This is a genomic window from Paenibacillus sp. DMB20 (assembly GCF_000987955.1).
GTDB lineage: Bacteria > Bacillota > Bacilli > Paenibacillales > Paenibacillaceae > Paenibacillus_AQ.
This window is the reverse complement of sequence record NZ_LAZU01000021.1, coordinates 444,229-463,908: the sequence shown is the minus strand read 5'-3', so window position 1 is coordinate 463,908 and position 19,680 is coordinate 444,229. Positions and strand designations below refer to the sequence as shown.

Annotated in this window: 22 protein-coding genes; 12 read left to right on the top strand and 10 right to left on the bottom strand. The window is 53.5% G+C overall.

The genetic code is table 11. The features are described 5' to 3' along the window. Positions 1-29: 29 nt before the first annotated feature. Positions 30-2,198, bottom strand: coding sequence for a class I SAM-dependent methyltransferase (locus XI25_RS09330; protein WP_046678317.1), 2,169 nt, complete (start codon positions 2,196-2,198; stop codon positions 30-32). A gap of 165 nt (positions 2,199-2,363) precedes the next feature. On the opposite strand from XI25_RS09330, the gene XI25_RS09325 reads away from it, so the two are divergent. From XI25_RS09325 to XI25_RS09315, 3 genes are all read left to right on the top strand, one after another. Further along, positions 2,364-3,083: a 3-ketoacyl-ACP reductase gene (locus XI25_RS09325; protein ID WP_046678316.1), complete on the top strand. Its 720-nt coding sequence runs from the start codon at positions 2,364-2,366 to the stop codon at positions 3,081-3,083. A 208-nt stretch (positions 3,084-3,291) separates the two neighbouring features. Then, entirely contained in the window at positions 3,292-4,215 is a 924-nt protein-coding gene (locus XI25_RS09320; protein WP_046678315.1) for an AEC family transporter, read from the top strand. 23 nt (positions 4,216-4,238) lie between these two features. Then, on the top strand, positions 4,239-5,423 hold the full coding sequence (locus tag XI25_RS09315; protein WP_046678314.1) for a MalY/PatB family protein: 1,185 nt from the start codon (positions 4,239-4,241) through the stop codon (positions 5,421-5,423). Positions 5,424-5,552: 129 nt separating this feature from the next. Here the strand turns inward: XI25_RS09315 and XI25_RS09310 are convergent, their stop codons facing one another. Next, positions 5,553-6,077: a hypothetical protein gene (locus XI25_RS09310; RefSeq protein WP_046678313.1), complete on the bottom strand. Its 525-nt coding sequence runs from the start codon at positions 6,075-6,077 to the stop codon at positions 5,553-5,555. Between the two features lie 216 nt (positions 6,078-6,293). On the opposite strand from XI25_RS09310, the gene XI25_RS09305 reads away from it, so the two are divergent. From XI25_RS09305 to XI25_RS09290, 4 genes are all read left to right on the top strand, one after another. Then, positions 6,294-6,884, top strand: coding sequence for a M15 family metallopeptidase (locus XI25_RS09305; RefSeq protein ID WP_046678312.1), 591 nt, complete (start codon positions 6,294-6,296; stop codon positions 6,882-6,884). Positions 6,885-7,159: 275 nt separating this feature from the next. Continuing rightward, positions 7,160-7,708 carry a PadR family transcriptional regulator gene (locus tag XI25_RS09300; protein ID WP_046678311.1) on the top strand — a complete coding sequence of 183 codons (549 nt, stop codon included), beginning with the start codon at positions 7,160-7,162 and terminating at the stop codon, positions 7,706-7,708. Beyond that, positions 7,708-8,883: an MFS transporter gene (locus XI25_RS09295; RefSeq protein ID WP_046678310.1), complete on the top strand. Its 1,176-nt coding sequence runs from the start codon at positions 7,708-7,710 to the stop codon at positions 8,881-8,883. The genes XI25_RS09300 and XI25_RS09295 overlap by 1 nt, the downstream gene beginning before the upstream one ends. After that, complete coding sequence (locus XI25_RS09290; RefSeq protein WP_046678309.1) at positions 8,880-9,299, top strand: transposase family protein; 420 nt, start codon at positions 8,880-8,882, stop codon at positions 9,297-9,299. Before XI25_RS09295 ends, XI25_RS09290 begins: the two co-directional genes overlap by 4 nt. A gap of 55 nt (positions 9,300-9,354) precedes the next feature. Here XI25_RS09290 and XI25_RS09285 read toward each other — a convergent pair whose 3' ends face one another. Next, positions 9,355-9,957 (bottom strand): TetR/AcrR family transcriptional regulator, encoded by a 603-nt coding sequence (locus XI25_RS09285; protein ID WP_046678308.1) that lies wholly within the window; start codon positions 9,955-9,957, stop codon positions 9,355-9,357. 175 nt (positions 9,958-10,132) lie between these two features. Between XI25_RS09285 and XI25_RS09280 the strand changes: the two genes are divergently transcribed. Together XI25_RS09280 and XI25_RS09275 are read left to right on the top strand one after the other, a co-directional pair. Further along, a complete protein-coding gene (locus tag XI25_RS09280; protein WP_046678307.1) occupies positions 10,133-10,786 on the top strand; it encodes a futalosine hydrolase in 654 nt (217 codons plus the stop codon). Further along, positions 10,783-11,628, top strand: coding sequence for a 1,4-dihydroxy-6-naphthoate synthase (locus XI25_RS09275; protein ID WP_046678306.1), 846 nt, complete (start codon positions 10,783-10,785; stop codon positions 11,626-11,628). The genes XI25_RS09280 and XI25_RS09275 overlap by 4 nt, the downstream gene beginning before the upstream one ends. Positions 11,629-11,735: 107 nt before the next feature. On the opposite strand, the gene XI25_RS09270 is transcribed toward XI25_RS09275, so the two are convergent. The 3 genes from XI25_RS09270 to XI25_RS09260 are packed head-to-tail and all read right to left on the bottom strand — an operon-like array spanning position 11,736 to position 13,576. Beyond that, the gene (locus XI25_RS09270; RefSeq protein WP_046678305.1) at positions 11,736-12,251 is read right to left on the bottom strand and encodes a mismatch-specific DNA-glycosylase; all 516 of its coding nucleotides are present in this window, start codon (positions 12,249-12,251) and stop codon (positions 11,736-11,738) included. Beyond that, complete coding sequence (locus tag XI25_RS09265) at positions 12,248-13,054, bottom strand: nucleotidyltransferase domain-containing protein (protein ID WP_046678304.1); 807 nt, start codon at positions 13,052-13,054, stop codon at positions 12,248-12,250. The genes XI25_RS09270 and XI25_RS09265 overlap by 4 nt, the downstream gene beginning before the upstream one ends. 18 nt (positions 13,055-13,072) lie before the next feature. Next, positions 13,073-13,576, bottom strand: a complete 504-nt coding sequence (locus tag XI25_RS09260) for a hypothetical protein (RefSeq protein WP_046678303.1) — start codon at positions 13,574-13,576, stop codon at positions 13,073-13,075. A 157-nt stretch (positions 13,577-13,733) separates the two neighbouring features. Here XI25_RS09260 and XI25_RS09255 point away from each other — a divergent pair, with 157 nt between their 5' ends. Next, positions 13,734-14,288: a sigma-70 family RNA polymerase sigma factor gene (locus tag XI25_RS09255; RefSeq protein ID WP_442950369.1), complete on the top strand. Its 555-nt coding sequence runs from the start codon at positions 13,734-13,736 to the stop codon at positions 14,286-14,288. After that, positions 14,269-15,228: a DUF4871 domain-containing protein gene (locus XI25_RS09250; RefSeq protein WP_235439776.1), complete on the top strand. Its 960-nt coding sequence runs from the start codon at positions 14,269-14,271 to the stop codon at positions 15,226-15,228. Before XI25_RS09255 ends, XI25_RS09250 begins: the two co-directional genes overlap by 20 nt. Positions 15,229-15,345: 117 nt before the next feature. Here XI25_RS09250 and XI25_RS09245 read toward each other — a convergent pair whose 3' ends face one another. Further along, a complete protein-coding gene (locus tag XI25_RS09245) occupies positions 15,346-16,230 on the bottom strand; it encodes a DUF6612 family protein (RefSeq protein ID WP_046678300.1) in 885 nt (294 codons plus the stop codon). Positions 16,231-16,437: 207 nt separating this feature from the next. On the opposite strand from XI25_RS09245, the gene XI25_RS09240 reads away from it, so the two are divergent. Then, complete coding sequence (locus XI25_RS09240) at positions 16,438-17,007, top strand: DUF1273 domain-containing protein (RefSeq protein ID WP_046678299.1); 570 nt, start codon at positions 16,438-16,440, stop codon at positions 17,005-17,007. A gap of 211 nt (positions 17,008-17,218) precedes the next feature. Here XI25_RS09240 and ald read toward each other — a convergent pair whose 3' ends face one another. From ald to XI25_RS09230, 3 genes are all read right to left on the bottom strand, one after another. Next, positions 17,219-18,355, bottom strand: coding sequence for an alanine dehydrogenase (gene ald, locus XI25_RS09235; RefSeq protein ID WP_046678298.1), 1,137 nt, complete (start codon positions 18,353-18,355; stop codon positions 17,219-17,221). Positions 18,356-18,392: 37 nt separating this feature from the next. After that, on the bottom strand, positions 18,393-18,557 hold the full coding sequence (locus tag XI25_RS33320) for a hypothetical protein (RefSeq protein ID WP_160308899.1): 165 nt from the start codon (positions 18,555-18,557) through the stop codon (positions 18,393-18,395). Positions 18,558-18,689: 132 nt separating this feature from the next. After that, positions 18,690-19,628 (bottom strand): nucleoside hydrolase, encoded by a 939-nt coding sequence (locus XI25_RS09230; protein ID WP_046678297.1) that lies wholly within the window; start codon positions 19,626-19,628, stop codon positions 18,690-18,692. Between the last annotated feature and the right edge of the window lie 52 nt (positions 19,629-19,680).

Genomic DNA, 19,680 nt, shown 5'->3' with positions numbered 1-19,680 from the left:
CGGCATGCCGGATGTACTCCCTTCCTTTTTTAAATAATCGAAATAATTGAACCATTCACGTTTTTCGGCTTGGAGATCACGATCAAACAGGTACTGTCCGGCAGCCGTACCGATTTTCCCTCTTCATCCGTAAGTTCTATGCGGCCTTCCAGCGCCTCCGCATACCCATCCTGCAGGAAATGGCGGTTCACCAGCAGTTCCGCTTCGCCGCCCAGCGTCCTGCGGATAACCTCGGTATATTCCGTGGGCGTGAAATACCCGAATTGCTCCTGCACCTCATGAACATAGGCTTCCTCTCCCCAGGTGTAGGTGTACAAAAATTCCATCGCATCGTTGACCGGCAACCTGGCTTCATGATCGGAAAGTTTGGTATAGCCGATGGTTCTTCCTTTGAAATCGTCGGCGTATCTCGCAAGCCAAGCCATCCCGTCCTCTTCCAAAAAACGCAAACGCCTCATTTGCGCGACGGGCTCCGTCATGATGCCGTCCCTGATAATAATCCTTCCGCCCGGCGCCAACACGTCATATGCGCTCTTCAGCGCGGCCTCCACCGTTGCCGGATTAAACCGGGAGCCCTCAAACTCAATGTACGAATAAAGTTCATGCAAAATGGACGAAAAGATAACCGTATCCACGCTTCCCGGCTCCAGATATTCCCGGAGACGAAGAGCGTCTCCCTTCATCACTTCCCAAGTCCGTTTCTCAAGACGCCGGCGCTTTTCCAGCGCTTCGATCACATTGGAAGAGATGTCGATGCCGATGGCGTGAACCTCCGGCAGGCATTCCTCGATCAGATCGAGCAGAATGCCTCCTCCGGGCCCGATATCCACAACGCGGGTCCCTGTAACATAGTCCAGCATCATTTTTTTATGATCGCCGGACCGGTTCATATCCTGCAAGTAGGTTTCTTCGTTATGAAACCGGTCGTAGGCGTCCCGGCGCAGGCCGAACAGATCGAATAACATCAGGACGGCTTTCTCGTACAGAGGGGATTTCTCCGCTTCGATGCAGAACTGGATCAGTTTTTCAGCTGCAGGTGAAAATTCGAAAGTAAAAAAGACGGTGTCATTCACCCCGGGTCTCCGCGTAAGCTTATGCCGCAAATGCGGACTGGCAGCCGCGTTTCCCTGAACGCAGTCCGACCATTCCAGCTGGCGCAAATACGGCTCGATCATTCGTTTTTTGTATACGTTCAATTTTTTAACGCCTTTGTAATCGTAATACATATCATTCATTAGCGGCTCAAAGCTGAGGTGGCGGACTGGATTTCCGTCCTGCGTTCCTTGCCCGCCGGCCTCAAGTCCACAGCCGTCACCATGCTCCGGCATCCCGGCCTTATCATGAAGGCCGAGCAGCAGCACCTTCAAAAACTCCTCCGTCGAAAAATCCTGCAGTGCCGCCTCCACGAACCAAAGGGTCATATCCTCCATCGGCGAGAAAACAGCCGACAGGTCCATGTTCTCTCCTGCATGGGTAAGGCCGCTTCTAAAATCCTCCCCACGGCGAATGCTTCCCGCCCGAAGCCGCTCCAAACGTTGAAAGACGCTTTTTTCCCCAGGCACCCGGCCTTCGGCAATGGCCTTAATGATATCTGCCGTTTCCCGCTCTGCCCGTCTCCATAAATCCTCCGAAACCCCGCCTATGATGCAGCGGTTTAAGGGAGTCAACAGGCGTTCAAGCTCTTCCTCAGCCAGATGCCCTTCGGCAACCAGCCGCCCGAGCGGTCTATTTCCAGCGTCAGCAACCTCGCCTCGGATATACTGTCCCACAAGCCCATGCGTTTGGATAAGCGTGTATATGATATTGTGCCGAAGCCCCATTTCCCCCTGCAGCTTCTCGATATGACGCTTATACAGCTCCGCCGAGCCGTCATTATGAACAAACAGATTGATGCCCGATTCCTGCCATCGCATCCGCTGCCGCAGGGTGCCTCCTTTGGCGACTTCCGACCATGCCAGCGTTTCTTCAAGCAACTCCCTGATCCAGAAGGAAACCTCCAGACTGTCCAAAACACGCAGCGTCCTCTCCACGTAATCAAGAACCGGATTCGCTTCCGCGAGCTCGCCGATCGAAGCGATCCGCTCCAGATTGACGATCCGTTCCTCTGCCGAAACAAGCAGCGCCAGCCAGGCGTGCTGTTCCGGACTGCTGAGGTCGCCCTGCCTGAAGGCAGTAATGGCTTCCAATGATTGAAGCATATGATCAATCGCTCCCTTATATAATGTAGGTATCCCCGTTCTCTATCACCGCTATAGATTATAGCAGATGATTGCCCGCGTTCGCTGCACGTTTGGTAATGCCCAGCCGTACAGGGTATACTAATATACGGAAACCATAAACATAAACTCAAGGAGTGAACGCGCATGGGTTTGAAAAATAAAACAGCCGTCATCACCGGAGCAGGCAAAGGTATCGGCCGGGCCATTGCCGTGGCTCTCGCCAAAGAAGGCGTGCACCTGGGTCTCATCGCCCGTACGGCTGAGGACCTCGAGTCCCTCGGGAAATTCGTGACCGAACAGTACGGAGTCAAAGCCATAGGCGCAACCGCCGACATATCGGTCCAAAGCGAAGCGGAAGCTGCCTATGCGGCTATCAGCCAGGAGCTTGGGGCCGTTGATATTCTCATTAATAACGCGGGCATCGCCCAGTTCGGCAATCTGCTGGATATGGATCCGGAGCAGTGGAAGCGGATCGTGGACGTCAATCTGATGGGTACATACCATATGCTGCGCACCGTGCTGCCGGGCATGGTTGAGCGTAAAAGCGGCGACGTGATCAACATTTCCTCCACGGCAGGCGAACGCGGTTTTGCCACAGGCTCCGCTTACAATGCCTCCAAGTTTGCCGTAATGGGCTTGACGGAAGCCGTTCTGCAGGAGGTCCGCAAGCATAATATCCGCGTTACGGCGTTAACGCCGAGCACCGTGAATACCGACCTGGCCGTCAATGCCGGCCTTAAAATCGGCGAAGAAGACCATATGATGCAGCCGGAGGATGTGGCCGAGCTGGCTCTGGCCGCATTGAAGCTGCCTGCACGGGTCTTCGTGAAAACCGCGGGCATCTGGACAACCAATCCGCAATAAAGTTTTTGCTTATATTAGGCTGCTTGAAGCCCCATGCAGTAATCTATTCAAGCCGTTCAAGCCGATCGTGGCTGAGCGGCTTTTTCCGTCCCCGCCTAATTTCCTCCCGTGAAGGGCATCCTTTATACCGTGTGAAATTGCCGAGGGTCGTGATATAATGACAGGGTGCTTATAGCCATCGTTAATTGAAAGAAGATGAACAACCACCTTGATTACCGACATTCTTCTGGAAGTAGTTCTGCCCATTTTCGTCCTGATCGGCTTCGGGATATTGTTGCAGCGAGCGTTTCAGCTCGACCTGTATACGCTGGCCAAAATCAATTTTTATTACATTACTCCGGCCGCGGTGTTCATGAGCATGTATGAATCCGAAATGTCTCCCGAGCTTCTCGGTACCGTAGTCCTGTTCTATGCCCTCTATGTGTCCGTCCTTTATCTCCTTGGACGCTGGACCGCGAAACGGCGCAAATTCAGCCGCGGCATGCAGGCGGCCTTCACCAACAGCCTCATTTTGGACAATTCGGGAAACTACGGACTGCCGATCAACGATCTCGCCTTCAAAGGAGATCCTTTGGCCGGATCCGTCCAGGCGTTGATCATGTCCCTGCAAAGCCTGCTTACGTTTACTTACGGCGTGATTTCCATACAGGGTGCCAAGACGGAAGGATTGTACCGCCATGCGATCATCGGCTTTCTGAAAATGCCTGTACCCTACGCCCTTATTCTCGGGCTTCTGTTTCACGCGCTCGCCGTGCCGCTGCCGGTGTTTCTCTCGCGTCCGCTGCTGTATGCGGACCAATCGCTGGTAGCCATTGCCCTGCTCACGCTTGGAGCGCAAATCATCAAATATCCGCTCCGTTTGCGCCGGATGGATGTCTATCTGAGCGTAGCGCTTCGGCTGCTCGCAGCCCCGGCCATCGGGATTCTTATCGTTTTCGCACTCGGGCTTAAAGGCATTCCCGCACAGGCGCTCATTATCGCCTCAGGTATGCCGGTTGGAGTGAACACGTCCATTTTGGCGGAAGAATATCAGAACGAACCTGATTTTGCCGCCCAAACCGTGCTCCTTTCAACCATTTTGAACGTCATCACCATCACCGGCTTGATATCTTTGGCCAAACTTGTCGCTTAATCACACTGCTTGGAGGAGATCGCATGAATTTTGACCTGACTATCGACCGCAACCGAACCGCTTCATTAAAATGGGACCATCTTCGGTCCGTCTTCGGCGTGGAGGACGTCCTGCCCATGTGGGTCGCGGACATGGACTTTGCCGCACCGCCTGCGGTAGTCCGCGCAATGCACGAACGCGTGGAGCACGGTGTGTTCGGCTACACGCTTCAAACGGATTCTTACCGTGATGCCATTGCCGCTTGGATGAAGAAACGGCACGGTTGGAACGTTGCATCCGAATGGATTCAGTTCTGTCCGGGAGTCGTTCCCGCCATGCACCTCATGGTTGAAGCTTTTACGGAACCGGGAGACCAGGTACTCATCCAGACACCCGTATATCCGCCCTTCTATCGCGTTGTAGAGGACCATGGCCGCGAGCTGGTTCAGAACCCTCTTAAACAGGATGCTCAAGGCAATTACGCTATCGATTTTGAGGACCTTGAGCGCAGCCTGTCCGGGGACCGCGTGAAAATGATGATATTGTGCAGCCCCCACAACCCCGTCGGCCGGGTATGGTCACGGGAAGAGCTGACGCGGATCGCGGAGCTTTGCCAACGGCATGACGTGCTGGTCATATCGGATGAAATCCATGCCGATTTGGTTTATGGGCCGGGAGCCCATACCCCGTTCGCATCCCTGTCGGAGGATGCGGCACAGCGTTCCTTTATCTGCACGGCCCCCAGCAAAACCTTTAATATCGCCGGGCTGAATACCGCCAACATTATCATTCCCAATGATTCGAACCGCCGCAAATTCGGAATGGCGATCGAGCGTTATTCTTTGGGCTCCATCACTCCGCTTGGCGTGGCCGCAACGGAAGCGGCCTACCGGGAAGGCGGAGAATGGCTGGACGCGCTTCTGGCCTATGTCCGGGGCAATATGGAATATATGCGGGACTACTTGCATCGCTATCTGCCGGAAATCAAGATGAATCTGCCGGAAGCCACTTATCTTCTCTGGCTGGATTTCCGGGAACTCGGAATGGACGATAAGGAACTTAACCGTTTTCTTATTGAGAATGCCAAGCTCGGCCTGAACAGCGGCGCTTCGTTCGGCAAGAACGGCAACGGTTTCATGCGTTTGAACGCAGCTTGTACGCGGGCGACCATAGAAGAAGCCATGTCCCGCCTGAACAGCGCCGTTACCGCGTGGCGCAGCGTTAAATAAGCTAACCATCCAGCAACGAATTTTCAGTAGCAGGTCGCGGTAGATCAATGACATAAGCCATACGCACCAAAAAGAGGGCCTTACGTTGCGGCCCTCTTTTCTTTCATTCTGCTTCTCGCAGTACCGTTTTTAAGACCAATCGGTCGTGGCGGTCCCCGAGGTGAAATCCTCCGGGGATGCATCGCCGTACACGGCCGTTTCTTCGCCCGGTCCCCGTCCCAACTGATAGCCGGCATCCATCATCGCCCCGTCCAACTGATGAATATGCCTGCTCACATCGTCCATTCCCTTAAACAGCTGCAGGAACTGGTAGGCACCGGGATCGGTGTTTTGCTGGGATTGATCGTCCAACCTCTCGAAATCTTCCTTCCGGTCACCCAGCACCTGACGGTAACGTTCTGCCATATCAGAACGGATGTTGGATACCAGGCCCAGCATACCATGCAGGGCCATCCGGCACTGCACCAAATCCTGGCGGAGGGCTTCAGGCGTTTCGGGAGTGATCTGTACCTGGGCATGCCGAAGTTCGGCATCCAGCTGACCCAACTCCTGCAGAATTCCCCCTAATTGCTCCCCGCTTCCCTCTTGCTGCATTTGCGTCAGCACACCGGACATCTGATTGATTTTGCCCGCGATCGACTGAATAAGGCTCATGCCATCTTCCCCTTTTCTTTGATGTAATATTTTGCCTTTAGCATGCGGAAATCAAAGAATCCTTATTCATCGGGCCAAGCGATGCCTTCTGCTGATAATTCCAACGGAGAAACAATGGGTATGGTGGAATGAAGGCTCCCCAGCCGATATAATCGTTATAGGACATTGAATGATAGATATATGATTATCAGGAAAGTAGGTAGAACACGAAAACATATGGCAAAGGTTAAACGGAGAAAATCAACACGTTTTATCATCGCTGCGGTACTGCTGGCGATTATATATATGCAGCTGCAGACATCCATCCCGGAAATATTGCCTGATTTGGACAAGGAAGAGTCTCCCCCTGTCACGGAGCTTCATCCTGTCGTGCTCGCCCAAAAAAACAAGCTGGTCGCCAAAATGCGCGAGCTTGGAATCCGCGTGGTCATTACGGACGGGTTCCGGAGCCATGAGGAACAATCCCGGTTGTACGAACAGGGAAGAAGCGGCGGGGGCCAAATCGTCACCAATGCCAAGGCCGGCGAATCTCTTCACAATTACGGCTTGGCCATCGATTTTGCGCTCCGCAACGACGGCGGCGATATCATCTGGGATATGGAATATGACGGCAACCGAAACGGCAAAGCCGACTGGATGGAGGTCGTAGCCGTCGCGAAGGACCTCGGCTTCCAGTGGGGCGGCGATTGGGACAACTTCCCCGATTATCCCCATCTCCAGATGGACTTCGGCCTGAGCATCCGCGACCTGAAACGCGGCAAGCGGCCACCCGCGGATTACCAGGAATATTTGGAGGCGGCTAAATAGAAGATGCCCCCTGAACCTTTTTGGATCCAAATCCCGAAACAAACACTGCTCTTCCCCGTCAATGCAGGCTGGAAGTGTAAGTCGCGCGAATCTCAAAAAAAGCCGCAGAGACCATCGGGGTCTGCGGCTTTTTGCAATGCGGTGCCAATCCCTCGTTCTTCGGATTATATGGTGGAAAACTTTACGGACCGAAAAAATTCGTTTATTCTGAGTACATAGATACTAAATGTTTAGTATTCCATGTTTATTATTTTTATTTCTTTGAGGTGAATGAAATGACAAGAGCTATGGTACTCGGTCTTTTGCACACCAACGGACCGATGTCGGGGTATGAAATTCAACAGATGATGCAATCTGCCCAGACGGATTTGTGGGCGTACGTTCAGCCTGCATCGATCTATCACGCCCTTAAAAAACTCCAAGCGGAAGGAAAGGTGTACCTGGATCATGTCGAAATGACGGGAATGAGGTCCAAATCCACCTTTAAAATTACGGAGGACGGGGTTCAGGAGCTCAAGGATTTGCTGCGGCAGTCTTTCGGCAAATCGTCGGTCGTTTTTCCCACGCACCTTTATACGGCCCTCACCTTCATGAACATGCTGCCACCGGAAGAAATACGGGCCGCGCTCTCCTCCCAGGAACAGGATATAAGGGAGTTGTACGAAACGATGAAATCCGGGCAGAAGAAAAAGGAAGAAGCGACGGGAAAAGAGCTGGCTCCGGAAGTGATGGCCATTTTTCAAAACATGTACGCTCAATGCGAGCTTCAACTGGCCTGTATCGAGCAGATCCGGTCATGTCTGGGAGAAGGTGAACCATCTTGATGACCTCCGTCCCTTCTCCTGCAATCCGCAAAAGAGTACTGCTCGTCGTCGGTTTTGCCGTTTTTGTGGATATGCTCATTTATGGCCTGATCGTTCCCATCCTGCCATCTTATGCGGAAAGCCTTGGCGCATCCCAGACGAGGATCGGTTTGCTCTTTAGCTCCTACGCCCTGACCCTGTTTATAGCTACCCCCTTATTAGGGATGCTTACCGATAAGGTTGGCCGCAAAGGTCCTCTGTTGTGGGGAATGATTGGCTTGGCCGGCACAACCGTCATGTTTGCTTTTGCAACGGAGTTCTGGGTACTGGTTGCCGCACGCATGCTGCAAGGCATTGCGGCCGCAGCTACCTGGACGGCGGGATTGGCTCTGCTCGCGGACGTATATCCTTCCGAAGAACGCGGCGCCGCGATGGGGCTTGCCCTCTCCGGCCAAGCGGCGGGAACGCTCCTTGGACCCACGGTCGGCGGATGGTTGTTCGAATGGGGAGGCTACAAGCTGCCGTTCCTGGTTGCTGCCCTGCTGGCATTGATAGACGCTCTGTTGCGGGTGAGCTTGCTTCGGCAAGTTACCGATACCAAGGCCGAGCGCTATATCTCTCCCCTACGTCTTCTGGGGAGCCGGGCGATCTGGATGATTGCCGGCGTCGTTGCTCTGGGCGCGTCCATTCCCGCTATTTTGGAACCTACCCTGCCCCTGCATCTCAGCCGGCATCTGAATGCGACGCCTGGCGTGATCGGGTTATTGTTTGCTGTTCCCACCATAGCTTACGCCTTGACTACGGGAATGATCGGGGCTCTATCAACGAAGGTCGGCCACGCCAAAACCATAGCCGCCGGGCTCATGTTCACTGCAATCATGCTGCCCTTAAATGCTCTGCCGGACATGATTTGGCTTCAAGTCGTCATCCTTGCCCTGCTGGGAATCGGCATGGGTACCGTCCTCGCTCCCGCTCTTCCGAAACTGACGGATTTGTCGCAGCAAACCGTAACGGGGGCCAACGCGCATGGTTTTACCTTTGCGGTTTACAATACCGCTTATTCGGTCGGCATGATGGTCGGCCCTTTGGGCAGCAGCGTGTTGACGGAACATTTCGGCATTTCATACGCGTATCTTATCATCGGAGCGGCGGCTATGCTTTGTGCCATCCTTTTCTATAGAGGGATGCCTAAATGAACAGCAGGCTATGGTTTCAAAATCTCCCGGAACTTCGTTTGATTGGCGAACCGCGCGAAAGCCCTGGCGTTACGGTCTTTCCGGTTGAAGCGGCGGCTGGGCCCGGGCACTGCCCTTATTGCAAGCAATCCGTGAGCCTTTACAAGTACGGTACCCGAATTCAGACCATGATGGATGTGCCGATCAGGTCTAAACCGGTCGAGCTGCAGCTTGTCAGAAAAAGATACCGCTGCCGGGAATGCGGCGTCACTTTTTGGGAGAATCTGCAATGTTTCGATCCTTCCCGTAAAATGACCAAAAGGCTGGTTGAAGCGATAAAACAACATTCCTTCGTCAAGAACTATTCCGAGATTGCCGCGGAATGCGGCATTCACGAAAAAACGGTCCGAAACTGCGTCAAGCAAGAAACCGGATAGCATAAAAAAGAGGTTATTCCGAAGGCCGACCGACCTTTTGGGATAACCTCTTGTGCTAAACCGCATTTTCATTGTTTTTTTCGGAAGCAATGCCGAACATATATAAGTCCACAACCTGACGAGCCAAGTCCTCGGGCGTGCTTTTGCCGGAAAGCAGCTGCCGGAGCGTCAGCCTTTCAATCGCTCCTACCAGACATTCCGCCACCATGGCCATATCGGCGTCGGGGCGGAAATAGCCGTTATCCTTCTCCGCCCGCAAATTCTGTTCGATCATCCTTGCCAGCTCTTGTTTTACCTCGACGGCTTCCGGTCCGATAAAGAAACCGATTCGGGTCAAATCCGGGTCCCTCGCCAAAAGGCTGAACAAATTGGTAAGCACGGCATGGATTCTTGCCGGGACGGTCCCCCGGGTGATTCCCGCCTCAAGCCGGCTGTCCGTAATCAGCTCCTTTAACCGGGTTCGGAAGACGCCCATCAATTCCTTGAACACCGCTTCCTTGCTATCGAAATACAAGTAGAACGAAGGCTGGGTCAATCCGGCCCGGGAGACAATGGTGCTGATTTTTGTCTGGTGATAGCCTGACCGCGCAAACTCGTTAGCCGCAACCGTCAATAATTTTGCCCTGCTTTCCTGTCCATTCGCACCCTTTTTTCGCAAAGCTATCGAACCTCCGTCTCGATCTCGTTGTTCTCTCATTATAACCGAAGCCCCTCAGACTTTCTATAAGAATGAAAGCGGTTAATCATAGCCTTAAATCTTCCCCCTGCTTTACAACGACACTTGAACAATATAACGTTAATAAGGTAGAGGTGCGAAAAAGGAGTGAAATACATTGAACAACCCGGCAACAATTCTGGTCGTCACCGCGGTTGAAGCGGAAAAGGAAGCCGTACTGCGGGGGCTTGCAGGCAGCTCAAAGTTTGAGGTCATTGCGGCAGGAGTCGGTTCTGCGGCTGCAGCATCCCGAACTGCCAAAGAATTGGCATCGGGCCATTATGCATGGGTCATCAGCGCGGGAATCGGCGGGGGCTTTCCGGGTCACGCGGAAACGGAAACCCTCGTCATAGCGGACCGAATCATCGCCGCGGACCTCGGCTCGGAAACGCCGGACGGATTCCTCAGCGTGGACGAGCTCGGTTTCGGATCGTCCGTCATCCAAACTCCGGAGGAAATCGTACACGGATTTGCGCATAAGCTTCAAGCAGCCGGGATTACGGCCGCTATCGGCCCCATTTTGACCGTATCCACGACGACGGGAACGAAGGAAAAGGCGGAGGCTTTGGCCGCCCGGATTCCTGGAGCAGCGGCCGAAGGAATGGAGGGATTCGGCGCAGCCCGGGCTGCTGCCGATTTTGATCTGCCTGTTCTGGAGATCCGGGCCATATCCAACAGCGTCGGTCCCCGTGACCGCGAGGCCTGGAAAATCCCCGAAGCGCTGCGTGCGCTGGAGACCGCAAGTTCCATACTAACGGAGGTGCTGACATGAAAATCGCGTTCTCGCCTTGTCCGAACGACACGTTCGTCTTCCACGCCTGGGTGCACGGCCTGATCCCCGGGGCTCCCGAACTGGATGTATCGTACGCGGACATCGACATTACAAACAACTGGGCTTCCGGCAGCGGTTCACGTGACCATGACGTGCTGAAAATCTCCTACGCCGCTCTTCCTTGGGTCTTGGACGAGTACGCCTTGATCCCATGCGGCGGAGCACTCGGCCGCGGATGCGGGCCTTTGCTTCTTACTCGCGGCGATGCAGCCGAAACCTCCGATCCGGCTTTTCTGTCCGGCCGGAAAGTAGCCGTTCCAAGCGAGCGTTCCACCGCGTATTTGCTGTTCCGGTTGTGGGCGGCCCGTCATGTTCCCGGCGGTTTCGGCGAGATTGTCGTCATGCCGTTCGACCGGATCATGCCGGCCGTCCGTGACGGGCAGATCGACGCCGGACTGGTTATTCACGAAGCTCGGTTCACCTACCCCTCCTACGGTCTCAGCATGATGACCGATCTCGGCAGCTGGTGGGAAAGCGACACCGGGCTTCCGATTCCGCTTGGCGCCATTATCGCCCGCCGATCGCTGGATCTGGCGAAAATTACCGCCTGGACACGCGCCTCGGTTGAATATGCCTGGGCTCATCCGGATGAGTCACGCGATTATGTCATGAGACACGCTCAAGAGATGGATCCCGCTGTGGCGAATGCTCACATCGGCTTGTACGTGAACGCGTTTACCGCGAACCTGGGAGAGGATGGCTATGCTGCCGTATCCGCATTGTTAAACCGGGCTGCGGATGAAGGGCTAGTACCGAAAATAGATCCGGACAAGCTCAGGTAAGACTTCAATCGAAAAAAGGAACCTGTATGCCTTTGTCTTCACTGGCCATCGGGTTCCTTTTTTATTTGTTAATCCTGTCTATGCCCCAGGATTGCAGAATTCTCCTCTCATATGCGCTCGTTCCGGAGGAACTCGCCGAGCTGCCGGTAAATCCCGACAATCTCCTCCATCGGCATCCGGACCAAACCGCTGGAAGAAGGAGCCACAAACTCGCGTACCTCTTTCACAACCGGCTCCGGTTGAAACCCCCAGTCCGCTTGGGATCTGCGGCTGAATTCCGTGTACACCCCTTTGCCTACAAAGCAGGCGATACGGGGACGATACTGTTCCAACTTGGCCCTCAGAATCCTTCGTCCCCGTTCATATTCCTCGCGCCGTATATCCTCCGCCCCCCGTGTGGGCCGGGCGACGATATTCGTAAATCCGTATCCCAGCTTCAACAGCTCGCCGTCCTCCGATGCTTCGTACAGGCGAGGCGTAAGCCCGGAGCGGTGCAGAATTCGCCAAAAGTTGTTTCGGGGGTTGGCGTAATGATGGCCGACCTCGCCGGACCGCAGGCTCGGATTAAAGCCGATAAACAAAATCGAAAGCCCGTAGTCCAGATGATCCTTCACTTCGTTCATTCCAAAAGCCCCTCCTTTCCCCATGCTTCCTTCAACACGGCCCGGAACAAAAGGTCCAGTTCATCATCCTGAACAACGTTATCCCTGCCTGCCGGCATCCGGCTTGCCGATTCCTCATAATAAGCGATTTGGCGCTCCAGGTAATCGTTCAGCAGGCGCATCCGGGGTCCATGCCCCAGATCCTCGCCGGACTTCTTGCGCCGGATCAAATCAAGAACGGCATCATGCAGTTCACTCCCCGCAGGAATAAGAGATTCGGCCAGCATATCAAACGAAAGCGGCGGCATGCTGCCAAAACGCTCGATCCATTCACAAGCCAAAATCGGACGCAGCACATAAAAGTATTTTTTAACCTTTACCTCGTCTCGTTGGAGATAGTCGCGATAATTGCCCTTGGCCATGTTAAGATAGTGGTACGTGCAGGATTTGGGCGAGAAGTTTAGCGGGGACAACTTCCGAATCCGCCCCGCCGCAGAGGTTCGCTCCCTGTATCGGATAGGGGAATCAAGCCACTCCAGCAGAGGAGGATTTGACTTTCGAAACAAATTCAAACCCTTCTTCAAATCCCATCCGACCATATCCAGCCCGAAGTCCACAGGGCGTTCAATCACGTCTCTTCCGGCGAAAATGGACAGGTACCAATCCACCGGTCTAACGTATAAAAAACGGACATCATAATCACTGTCCCGGGAAGGAAATCCCCAAGCCCGGCTTCCCGCTTCGCAGGCATACAGGATCACGATTCCCTCGTCCTGCTCCAATTGCACCAGCGACTCCCGGATCAAGGCGCTCATTTCCCTCATTCCTGTCCCCCCCGTTTTCTAAGTCGATGCCGACGATGCACTTTTGTTCACGCGTTTTTGGATCGAGTGGACGCCCATGACGACAGCAATCAACTCCCAGTCGCTGAGATGACCGCTGTTGTTCTCCAGATGATAGGCTCCGGATTGAAGCCAGCCGCTGATTCGCCGGAAGCCGGCCACCGTCCTGCCGCTCTGGTCGACAACTTCGTATTCCTTGGAGAACGCGGGCGATAGAATTTCGTACACTCCTCGTTCATTGGCATCATATTCATATTTTTTGGTTAAAAAGCTCATTCGCATTCGCAGCACGCCGATTTCATATTCGTCCTTGTCCGCGATTTCCCACTTGTTCGAGAAAAAGCGGAACGTTCCGCTGCAAACCTTTTGTCCGCGATCGTCATAAACGTCAAGAGAGGAACCGAACGCGCTTTTTAAATCCACGCTGCCGACCGCTTCTCCGGCTTCATTCAAAATCTCGGTAGTGCCGGCATTAAAAAAGTTGTCCTTTACATACAAACTCATCAGAAACACTCCTTTTTCCCATCCGATGCTTGAGAACGCAATTTTTGAAAAGCCGCCTTCCCCTTATTATAACTTAACCGGAAGGTTTCGGCTGTCGGGGGAGCGGTTCCGGGAACCAAACCGTGGTCCGGTTGTCTAATGATTAGAGGTGATGATATTGGAACTGGAAAGTCCGCTTAACCGGATGACGGCAGACCATCCAAGTTCGATCCTGATGGAATGGATGGAGGCCTACGGGCAGGATGTTTGGAATTATGCCTATTATTTGACCAAACGCCGGGATGCTGCGGATGACATCAGTCAGGACGTTTTTCTCAAAGCACTTGTAAGCCTTCGCCAATTCGAGGGGCGCAGTTCCGTCAAAACCTGGCTGTTCGCCATCACGCGCAATCTGTCCATGAATTATCTCAGGTCTTCGTTCATCAAAAAAGTAACTCTCATCGGCATGCCAGCGTTTGCCCGGAGCGAGCGTTCGGCTGAAATGGAAGCGATCGGAAAACAGGAAATATCCCGGATTTGGCAGCATGTCATGAGCCTGCCCGTCAAATTCAGGGAAGTGCTGGTCCTCGAATTTCATTACCAGCTTCCGCGTTCCGAAACCGCCTCCCTCCTGGGAATTTCCGAAGGCACCGTGAAATCGCGGCTCCATCGGGCAAGAAAACGAATGGAAGCCCTGCTGAAAGGAGATGAAGATGATGAGCAAAGCAAATGAACCGGATTGGACCCGAAAACTCCAATCCCAGCCGTTCGATAAATCCGCTTTTACGAAAGAGATGGCCGCTGCCGTCCTTGAGCGTTCCAACCGGAGCCCCCGCAACCGTCGCAAGCTGTTCATTCGGGCAGCTGCCGCGGTCCTGGGAAGCGCCGTTCTGCTAGCGGGAGTTTGGCTTGCGGCTCCCTTGCCGACATGGAAAAGCAATGAAGCACACATAGCGAAGCCTGCAGCCCTTGCAGTCGATTGGATGCCACGCCTGGAATTTCGTGCGGAGGATGGGGCCCCCAAGCTTCAAATGGTTCCCGGCGGCGACTACGCCGCCGGCGCCCCGGCAGGCAGCTGGTGGAATTTATACGCTCCCGTGAATGAGCTCTTAGGACAGACCATTCGTATTAGAGCTATCCATCAAGGTACCGGGATGGAGATTGAGGAGCTTCCTCCTACGAAAATAACGAAGGAGATGGGATATGATGATTTTACCCGCGTAACATCCCGGCTCGCACTTCCATTGGCGGGACTGTGGAGGTTTGACGTGACCATCGGCGGTGCTTCGTTCGGCCATGTAGTGGCCGACGTGCCTGACGGCCCCTGGGAGCCGAGTCCGGACTTCCGGTCGTCATCCTATACGATGACAGGCGTTCAGGACCGGCTCGGGTTTATCAATCCGGGTTTTCGTGCCAACCGGCCGAACAAATACATGTGGCATTTCTGGGGCAGAGACGAGGAGCTGAACGGGGAGTTCGTCATAACCGCCGTTAAAAAGGATACCGCCGAGATCATCAGCGTGTTCGAAGCTTCCCTTCATCCGGGAAAACTCAACGGATCGGATGCCTCCCATCCCACCTCCATGACCCTGCCATCCTCCGGCCTGTGGAGGCTGATGGTGAGCATAAACGGAAGGCTCTTCGGAAGCGTGATCGTAAAGGTGGAACCGTAGAGTTCTTGATCAACGCAAATACCGCCGATGCCGTAAACATCGGCGGTATCTTACCGCCAAAAACGCCGTCGTCCTTCGGAAAGGACGACGGCGTCTTATGCTTGTTCGTATTTTGGCTTACTTGCCGGCTTTCGCGCCGTCAAGCGCTTCTTTCGGCACTTCGATCTTAGCGATTTCGTTATGCTTGGAAAGCCCGCTGGTCATCTCCATTTCAAGAGAGACCTTCTGTCCTTCCTGTTCCATTTCCATGACCATGTTCATATCGGTCTTGGTTGGAAAATACGTTTCCTTGTTTACGCCAAGCGTAATCTTCATGCTTTTGATATTCATCTGCTCCAGCATCGCCGCAGCTTCGCCGCCGGCCTGGCCCATGTAGGTCTTCGCCAGCTCCTTCAGGTTGTCGCCGGAAACGTCCGCCGTCAGGATATACTGATCGCCTTCTTCGCTTACCTTGGCGTCTTTGGATATGGTTTTAAACTGCTCCAGCTGTTTTTCCGGTCCTTGGGTGGTCATCTTCATGCCGTCAAGAATTTGCTGCTCCTGCTCCTTGGGAATCTGAACCCATTGGCCGCCAACCTGGGAGTAGATGCCCTTTTGCGTAATGTATTGCTTGATGTCCTGCGTTCCTTGGCCCGGCATCTCCATTTTCATTTCCTGATACATTTCCATTGGATCCAACGTGGTATCGATTTTCATGGAAATGTTCACTTTTTGTTCCTGTTTGCTTTCCCCGGCGCTGATCACGATGTTCTGCTTAATATCGGAATCCATGGAGAAACTTTTCATCTTCTGGCTTGCCTCAGCCGATTTCTGGATTAATTCATCCGCTGAAGGGACGGCAGCTTCTTTCGGTGCTTCCGCTTTCGTTTCGTCCGTTTTACCCGCAGCCGGCTGCTCCGCTGCAGGAGGAGTTGTTGCTTTCTCGGCCTCTTTGTCTTTGCTGCAAGCCGTGATCCCCATTACCAAAATTACGCTAAGTAGTCCTGCTGTCCATTTTTTCAAAACAAGTTCCTCCTAAGAAATATGTATTCCTATTTCATGAATTGGTAAAGGCTGTAACGCCTAACCGAAAACTATTTTATAAAATATCTTCCAAGCCTGTCAAAAGGATAAAGTTATAATTTAAAATTTCATATTTATGAACAATCCTTGCTTCTTCAGGTACCTTGACATTACACTGATGATAAGCTGAATAAGGAGCGTGTTTGATTGAAAAATCTCCTCATCACCGGTTACAGAGCCCATGAGCTCGGCATTTACAATAATAAACACAAGGGCATCCCCTATATTCGAAAAGCGATCGAGTCCCGCCTGGTCCCGCTGCTTGAAGAAGGACTCGAATGGGTTCTCACCCCGGGACAATACGGAGTAGATCTGTGGGCCTGCGAGGCTGCCATTTCGTTAAAACCGCAATACCCGCAGCTGAAATGTTCCATTATCACGGCCTACGCCCATCCGGAGGAGCAATGGAACGACGAAAAAAAGGAATATTACCGCCAAATCCTGAAAGACGTGGATTTCTGCGCACCCGTCAGCAAGGAAAGCTACCAGGGGAGCTGGCAGTTTAAAGCCAGGGACGAGCTGCTGCTGCGGAAAAGCGACGGAATTCTGCTCGTTTACGACGAGGATGCCGGCGAGGCAAGCCCGAGATTCATGAAGGAACGCGCTTTGAAAAAACATGAAGAGGAAGGCTACGGTTACATGATCATCGGCCCGGAGGAAATTCAGGCGGTGACGGATGAAGATAACGGCGGGCCGGATTACGATACTTACATGTAGCTTTGCGAAACGCCAAAAAACCGTCTTCCCGAAGACGGTTTTTTGGTGCTGCAGTCCTTTACGCACGAATGAAAATCTCTGCGGATAATCCGCTTCCCGGATCTCGCCAAGGATTTTACGGGCAACTGCCGTGCGTTCGATTGCCGCCGCCCGATCATCCTTCATTCCCGGATGCTCACCGCTATCGTTAACCGGATGATTTGCTCGGTGCTTACGCAGAGTTTGCGGCATTCCCGGCCAAACAGGTTTCTACAGCCGCATGTTCATAGCCATGGGCCTCCGCTACAGCTTTGTAAGTGACTTTGCCGCCGATCACATTGATTCCTTTGGCAAGGGCTCTGTTGTTCAAAGCAGCCTGCACGACCCCTTGATTCGCTATTTTCAGGCCATATGGCGTCGTGGCATTCGTTAACGCGATCGTCGAGGTGCGGGCAACCGCGCCCGGCATATTGGCCACCGCATAATGAATAACGCCGAACTTTTCATAAGTCGGATTATCATGCGTCGTAATGCGGTCGATCGTCTCGATGGAACCTCCCTGGTCTATCGCCACATCCACAATAACGGATCCCGCTGCCATCTGTTTCACCATCTCCTCGGTTACCAGCCGCGGAGCGCGTGCGCCCGGAATCAGCACGGCACCCACAACCAGGTCCGCCTGCTTCACCGTCTCGGCAATATGGAATGAGTCGGACATGATGGTCTTGATTCTGCCCTGGAACATGTCGTCAAGCTGGCGCAGCCGGTTCGGATTGATGTCCAAAATGCTGACGTCCGCCCCCATGCCGAGCGCAATCCGTGCCGCATTCGTGCCGACGATGCCGCCGCCGATAACGGCCACCTTCGCCGGCGCAACACCCGGAACGCCGCTCAGAAGCACGCCTTTGCCGCCATGGGCTTTTTCCAGGAAGTGTGCGCCGATCTGGATCGACATCCGCCCGGCCACCTCGCTCATCGGCGTTAGCAGGGGCAGACTGCCGTCATCCAGCTGAATCGTTTCATAGGCCACCGCCGTTACCTTGGCATCGACAAGAGCCTTGGTCAGCGCCGCTTCCGGCGCAAGATGCAAATACGTATACAGGATTTGCCCTTCCCGGAAATACCGGTATTCCTCTGGCAGCGGCTCCTTCACCTTAACTACCATGTCTGCGGACCAGGCCTCTTGGGCCGAGTGGACAATTTTGGCGCCGGAAGCTATGTAATCTTCGTCATTGAACCCGATGCCTTGACCCGCACCGCTTTCCACGAGCACCTCATGACCGCCGTTCTTGTAACTGAGAACTGTCCCCGGCGTCATGCCTACGCGGTTTTCATTGTTTTTGATTTCCTTTGGAACCCCGATTATCATGGCTTTAGCACCCCTTTTATGTAACTACTTTCCAACATTATAATATTTTACCCTTTTTAAACGATTGCGCCACTATTATATTATATTCATTGGCCTGCTGACACCCTCCAAATAGAAGAATACCCGCTTTTTTTGCAAGAAAAACGCCATTCCGACCGGCAAACGCCAAAAGAGGCCGCCATCGATCTTTCAAAAGACTCAAAAACTGCACCTCCAATTGTTAGTCGTGCCTAGCAATTGGGGTGCAGTTCAATATTTGGGACAGCCCATATTAATGAAGAAATATGATATGAATCATTCCTTTATTATAATTACCCGACAGAGAATCCTTACCTCACGCCGAAGCGGCTTGCAATCCCGACATAACCCTGTTTAAAAAATGCTCCAGAAAGGCCTTCTCGTCGACCTCGACGCATACGTCGATATTGGGCTCCCCATCCGGAATCTCAAACGTTTGCCCCTCCGCATCGCCGGAAGTGATAACCTCCACGCTAAGCGGCAGCGTCTTCACGAATTCCGGACGGACCACGACGCCGACCGCCAGCGGATCATGCAGGGCACAGCCGCCGATGCCGGGGTAGAATTCTTCGTATACATCCATATAGAAATGGGTCATCTCCGCAAACATCCTTGACATTTCGTTCCCGAGCCCTTCCCATTCCTTCAGATGATTCCGCGCCAGAAGCGTTTTCATCGTAACGTCGAGTCCGACCAGCGTCAGCGGGATGCCGGACTGAAATACGTACTGGGCCGCTTCGGGATCGGCATGAATATTCGCCTCCGCCTTGGGCGTCACGTTGCCCCGGCAGCGTACCGCACCGCCCATCACCACGACCCGGTCAACCAGGTTTACGATTTCCGGATCCTTTTGGATAGCCAGGGCCAGATTGGTCAGCGGTCCTACCATAATGAGCGTGATTTGGTGCGGCTGACTGCGAACAGCTTCAATCATGAAATCGGCGGCATGCGCTTGATGGGCCTGCCGACTTGCCTTAAAAGAGACCGTTGTATTGCCCAATCCGTTATGTCCATGGACCCTGGTGGCATAACCTTTCAGGTCTCTTTCCAGCGGCTTATCCGCTCCCGGAATGACCGGCACCTCGTATCCCAGCATCTCGGCGAGCAGCAGCGAATTTCTCGTTGCGTCCTCGACCGGGATGTTGCCGAAACAGGTCGTCAGCCCGATCAGCTTCAATTCCGGCGATTTCGCTGCGTAAATAATGGCTAGCGCATCGTCAATTCCTGTATCCACGTCTAATATAACCGGCTTCATTTTCCCATCCCCCATGTTTGTAGTTATCAGCGGCTTCTGTTTCGATAGATTC

Coding starts and splice junctions, on each gene's coding strand:
- XI25_RS09330 (WP_046678317.1), bottom strand. CDS start 2,198: ATGCTTCAATCATTGGAAGCCATTACTGCCTTCAGGCAGGGCGACCTC.
- XI25_RS09325 (WP_046678316.1), top strand. CDS start 2,364: ATGGGTTTGAAAAATAAAACAGCCGTCATCACCGGAGCAGGCAAAGGT.
- XI25_RS09315 (WP_046678314.1), top strand. CDS start 4,239: ATGAATTTTGACCTGACTATCGACCGCAACCGAACCGCTTCATTAAAA.
- XI25_RS09310 (WP_046678313.1), bottom strand. CDS start 6,077: ATGAGCCTTATTCAGTCGATCGCGGGCAAAATCAATCAGATGTCCGGT.
- XI25_RS09305 (WP_046678312.1), top strand. CDS start 6,294: ATGGCAAAGGTTAAACGGAGAAAATCAACACGTTTTATCATCGCTGCG.
- XI25_RS09300 (WP_046678311.1), top strand. CDS start 7,160: ATGACAAGAGCTATGGTACTCGGTCTTTTGCACACCAACGGACCGATG.
- XI25_RS09295 (WP_046678310.1), top strand. CDS start 7,708: ATGACCTCCGTCCCTTCTCCTGCAATCCGCAAAAGAGTACTGCTCGTC.
- XI25_RS09290 (WP_046678309.1), top strand. CDS start 8,880: ATGAACAGCAGGCTATGGTTTCAAAATCTCCCGGAACTTCGTTTGATT.
- XI25_RS09275 (WP_046678306.1), top strand. CDS start 10,783: ATGAAAATCGCGTTCTCGCCTTGTCCGAACGACACGTTCGTCTTCCAC.
- XI25_RS09270 (WP_046678305.1), bottom strand. CDS start 12,251: ATGAACGAAGTGAAGGATCATCTGGACTACGGGCTTTCGATTTTGTTT.
- XI25_RS09265 (WP_046678304.1), bottom strand. CDS start 13,054: ATGAGGGAAATGAGCGCCTTGATCCGGGAGTCGCTGGTGCAATTGGAG.
- XI25_RS09260 (WP_046678303.1), bottom strand. CDS start 13,576: ATGAGTTTGTATGTAAAGGACAACTTTTTTAATGCCGGCACTACCGAG.
- XI25_RS09250 (WP_235439776.1), top strand. CDS start 14,269: ATGATGAGCAAAGCAAATGAACCGGATTGGACCCGAAAACTCCAATCC.
- ald (WP_046678298.1), bottom strand. CDS start 18,355: ATGATAATCGGGGTTCCAAAGGAAATCAAAAACAATGAAAACCGCGTA.
- XI25_RS09230 (WP_046678297.1), bottom strand. CDS start 19,628: ATGAAGCCGGTTATATTAGACGTGGATACAGGAATTGACGATGCGCTA.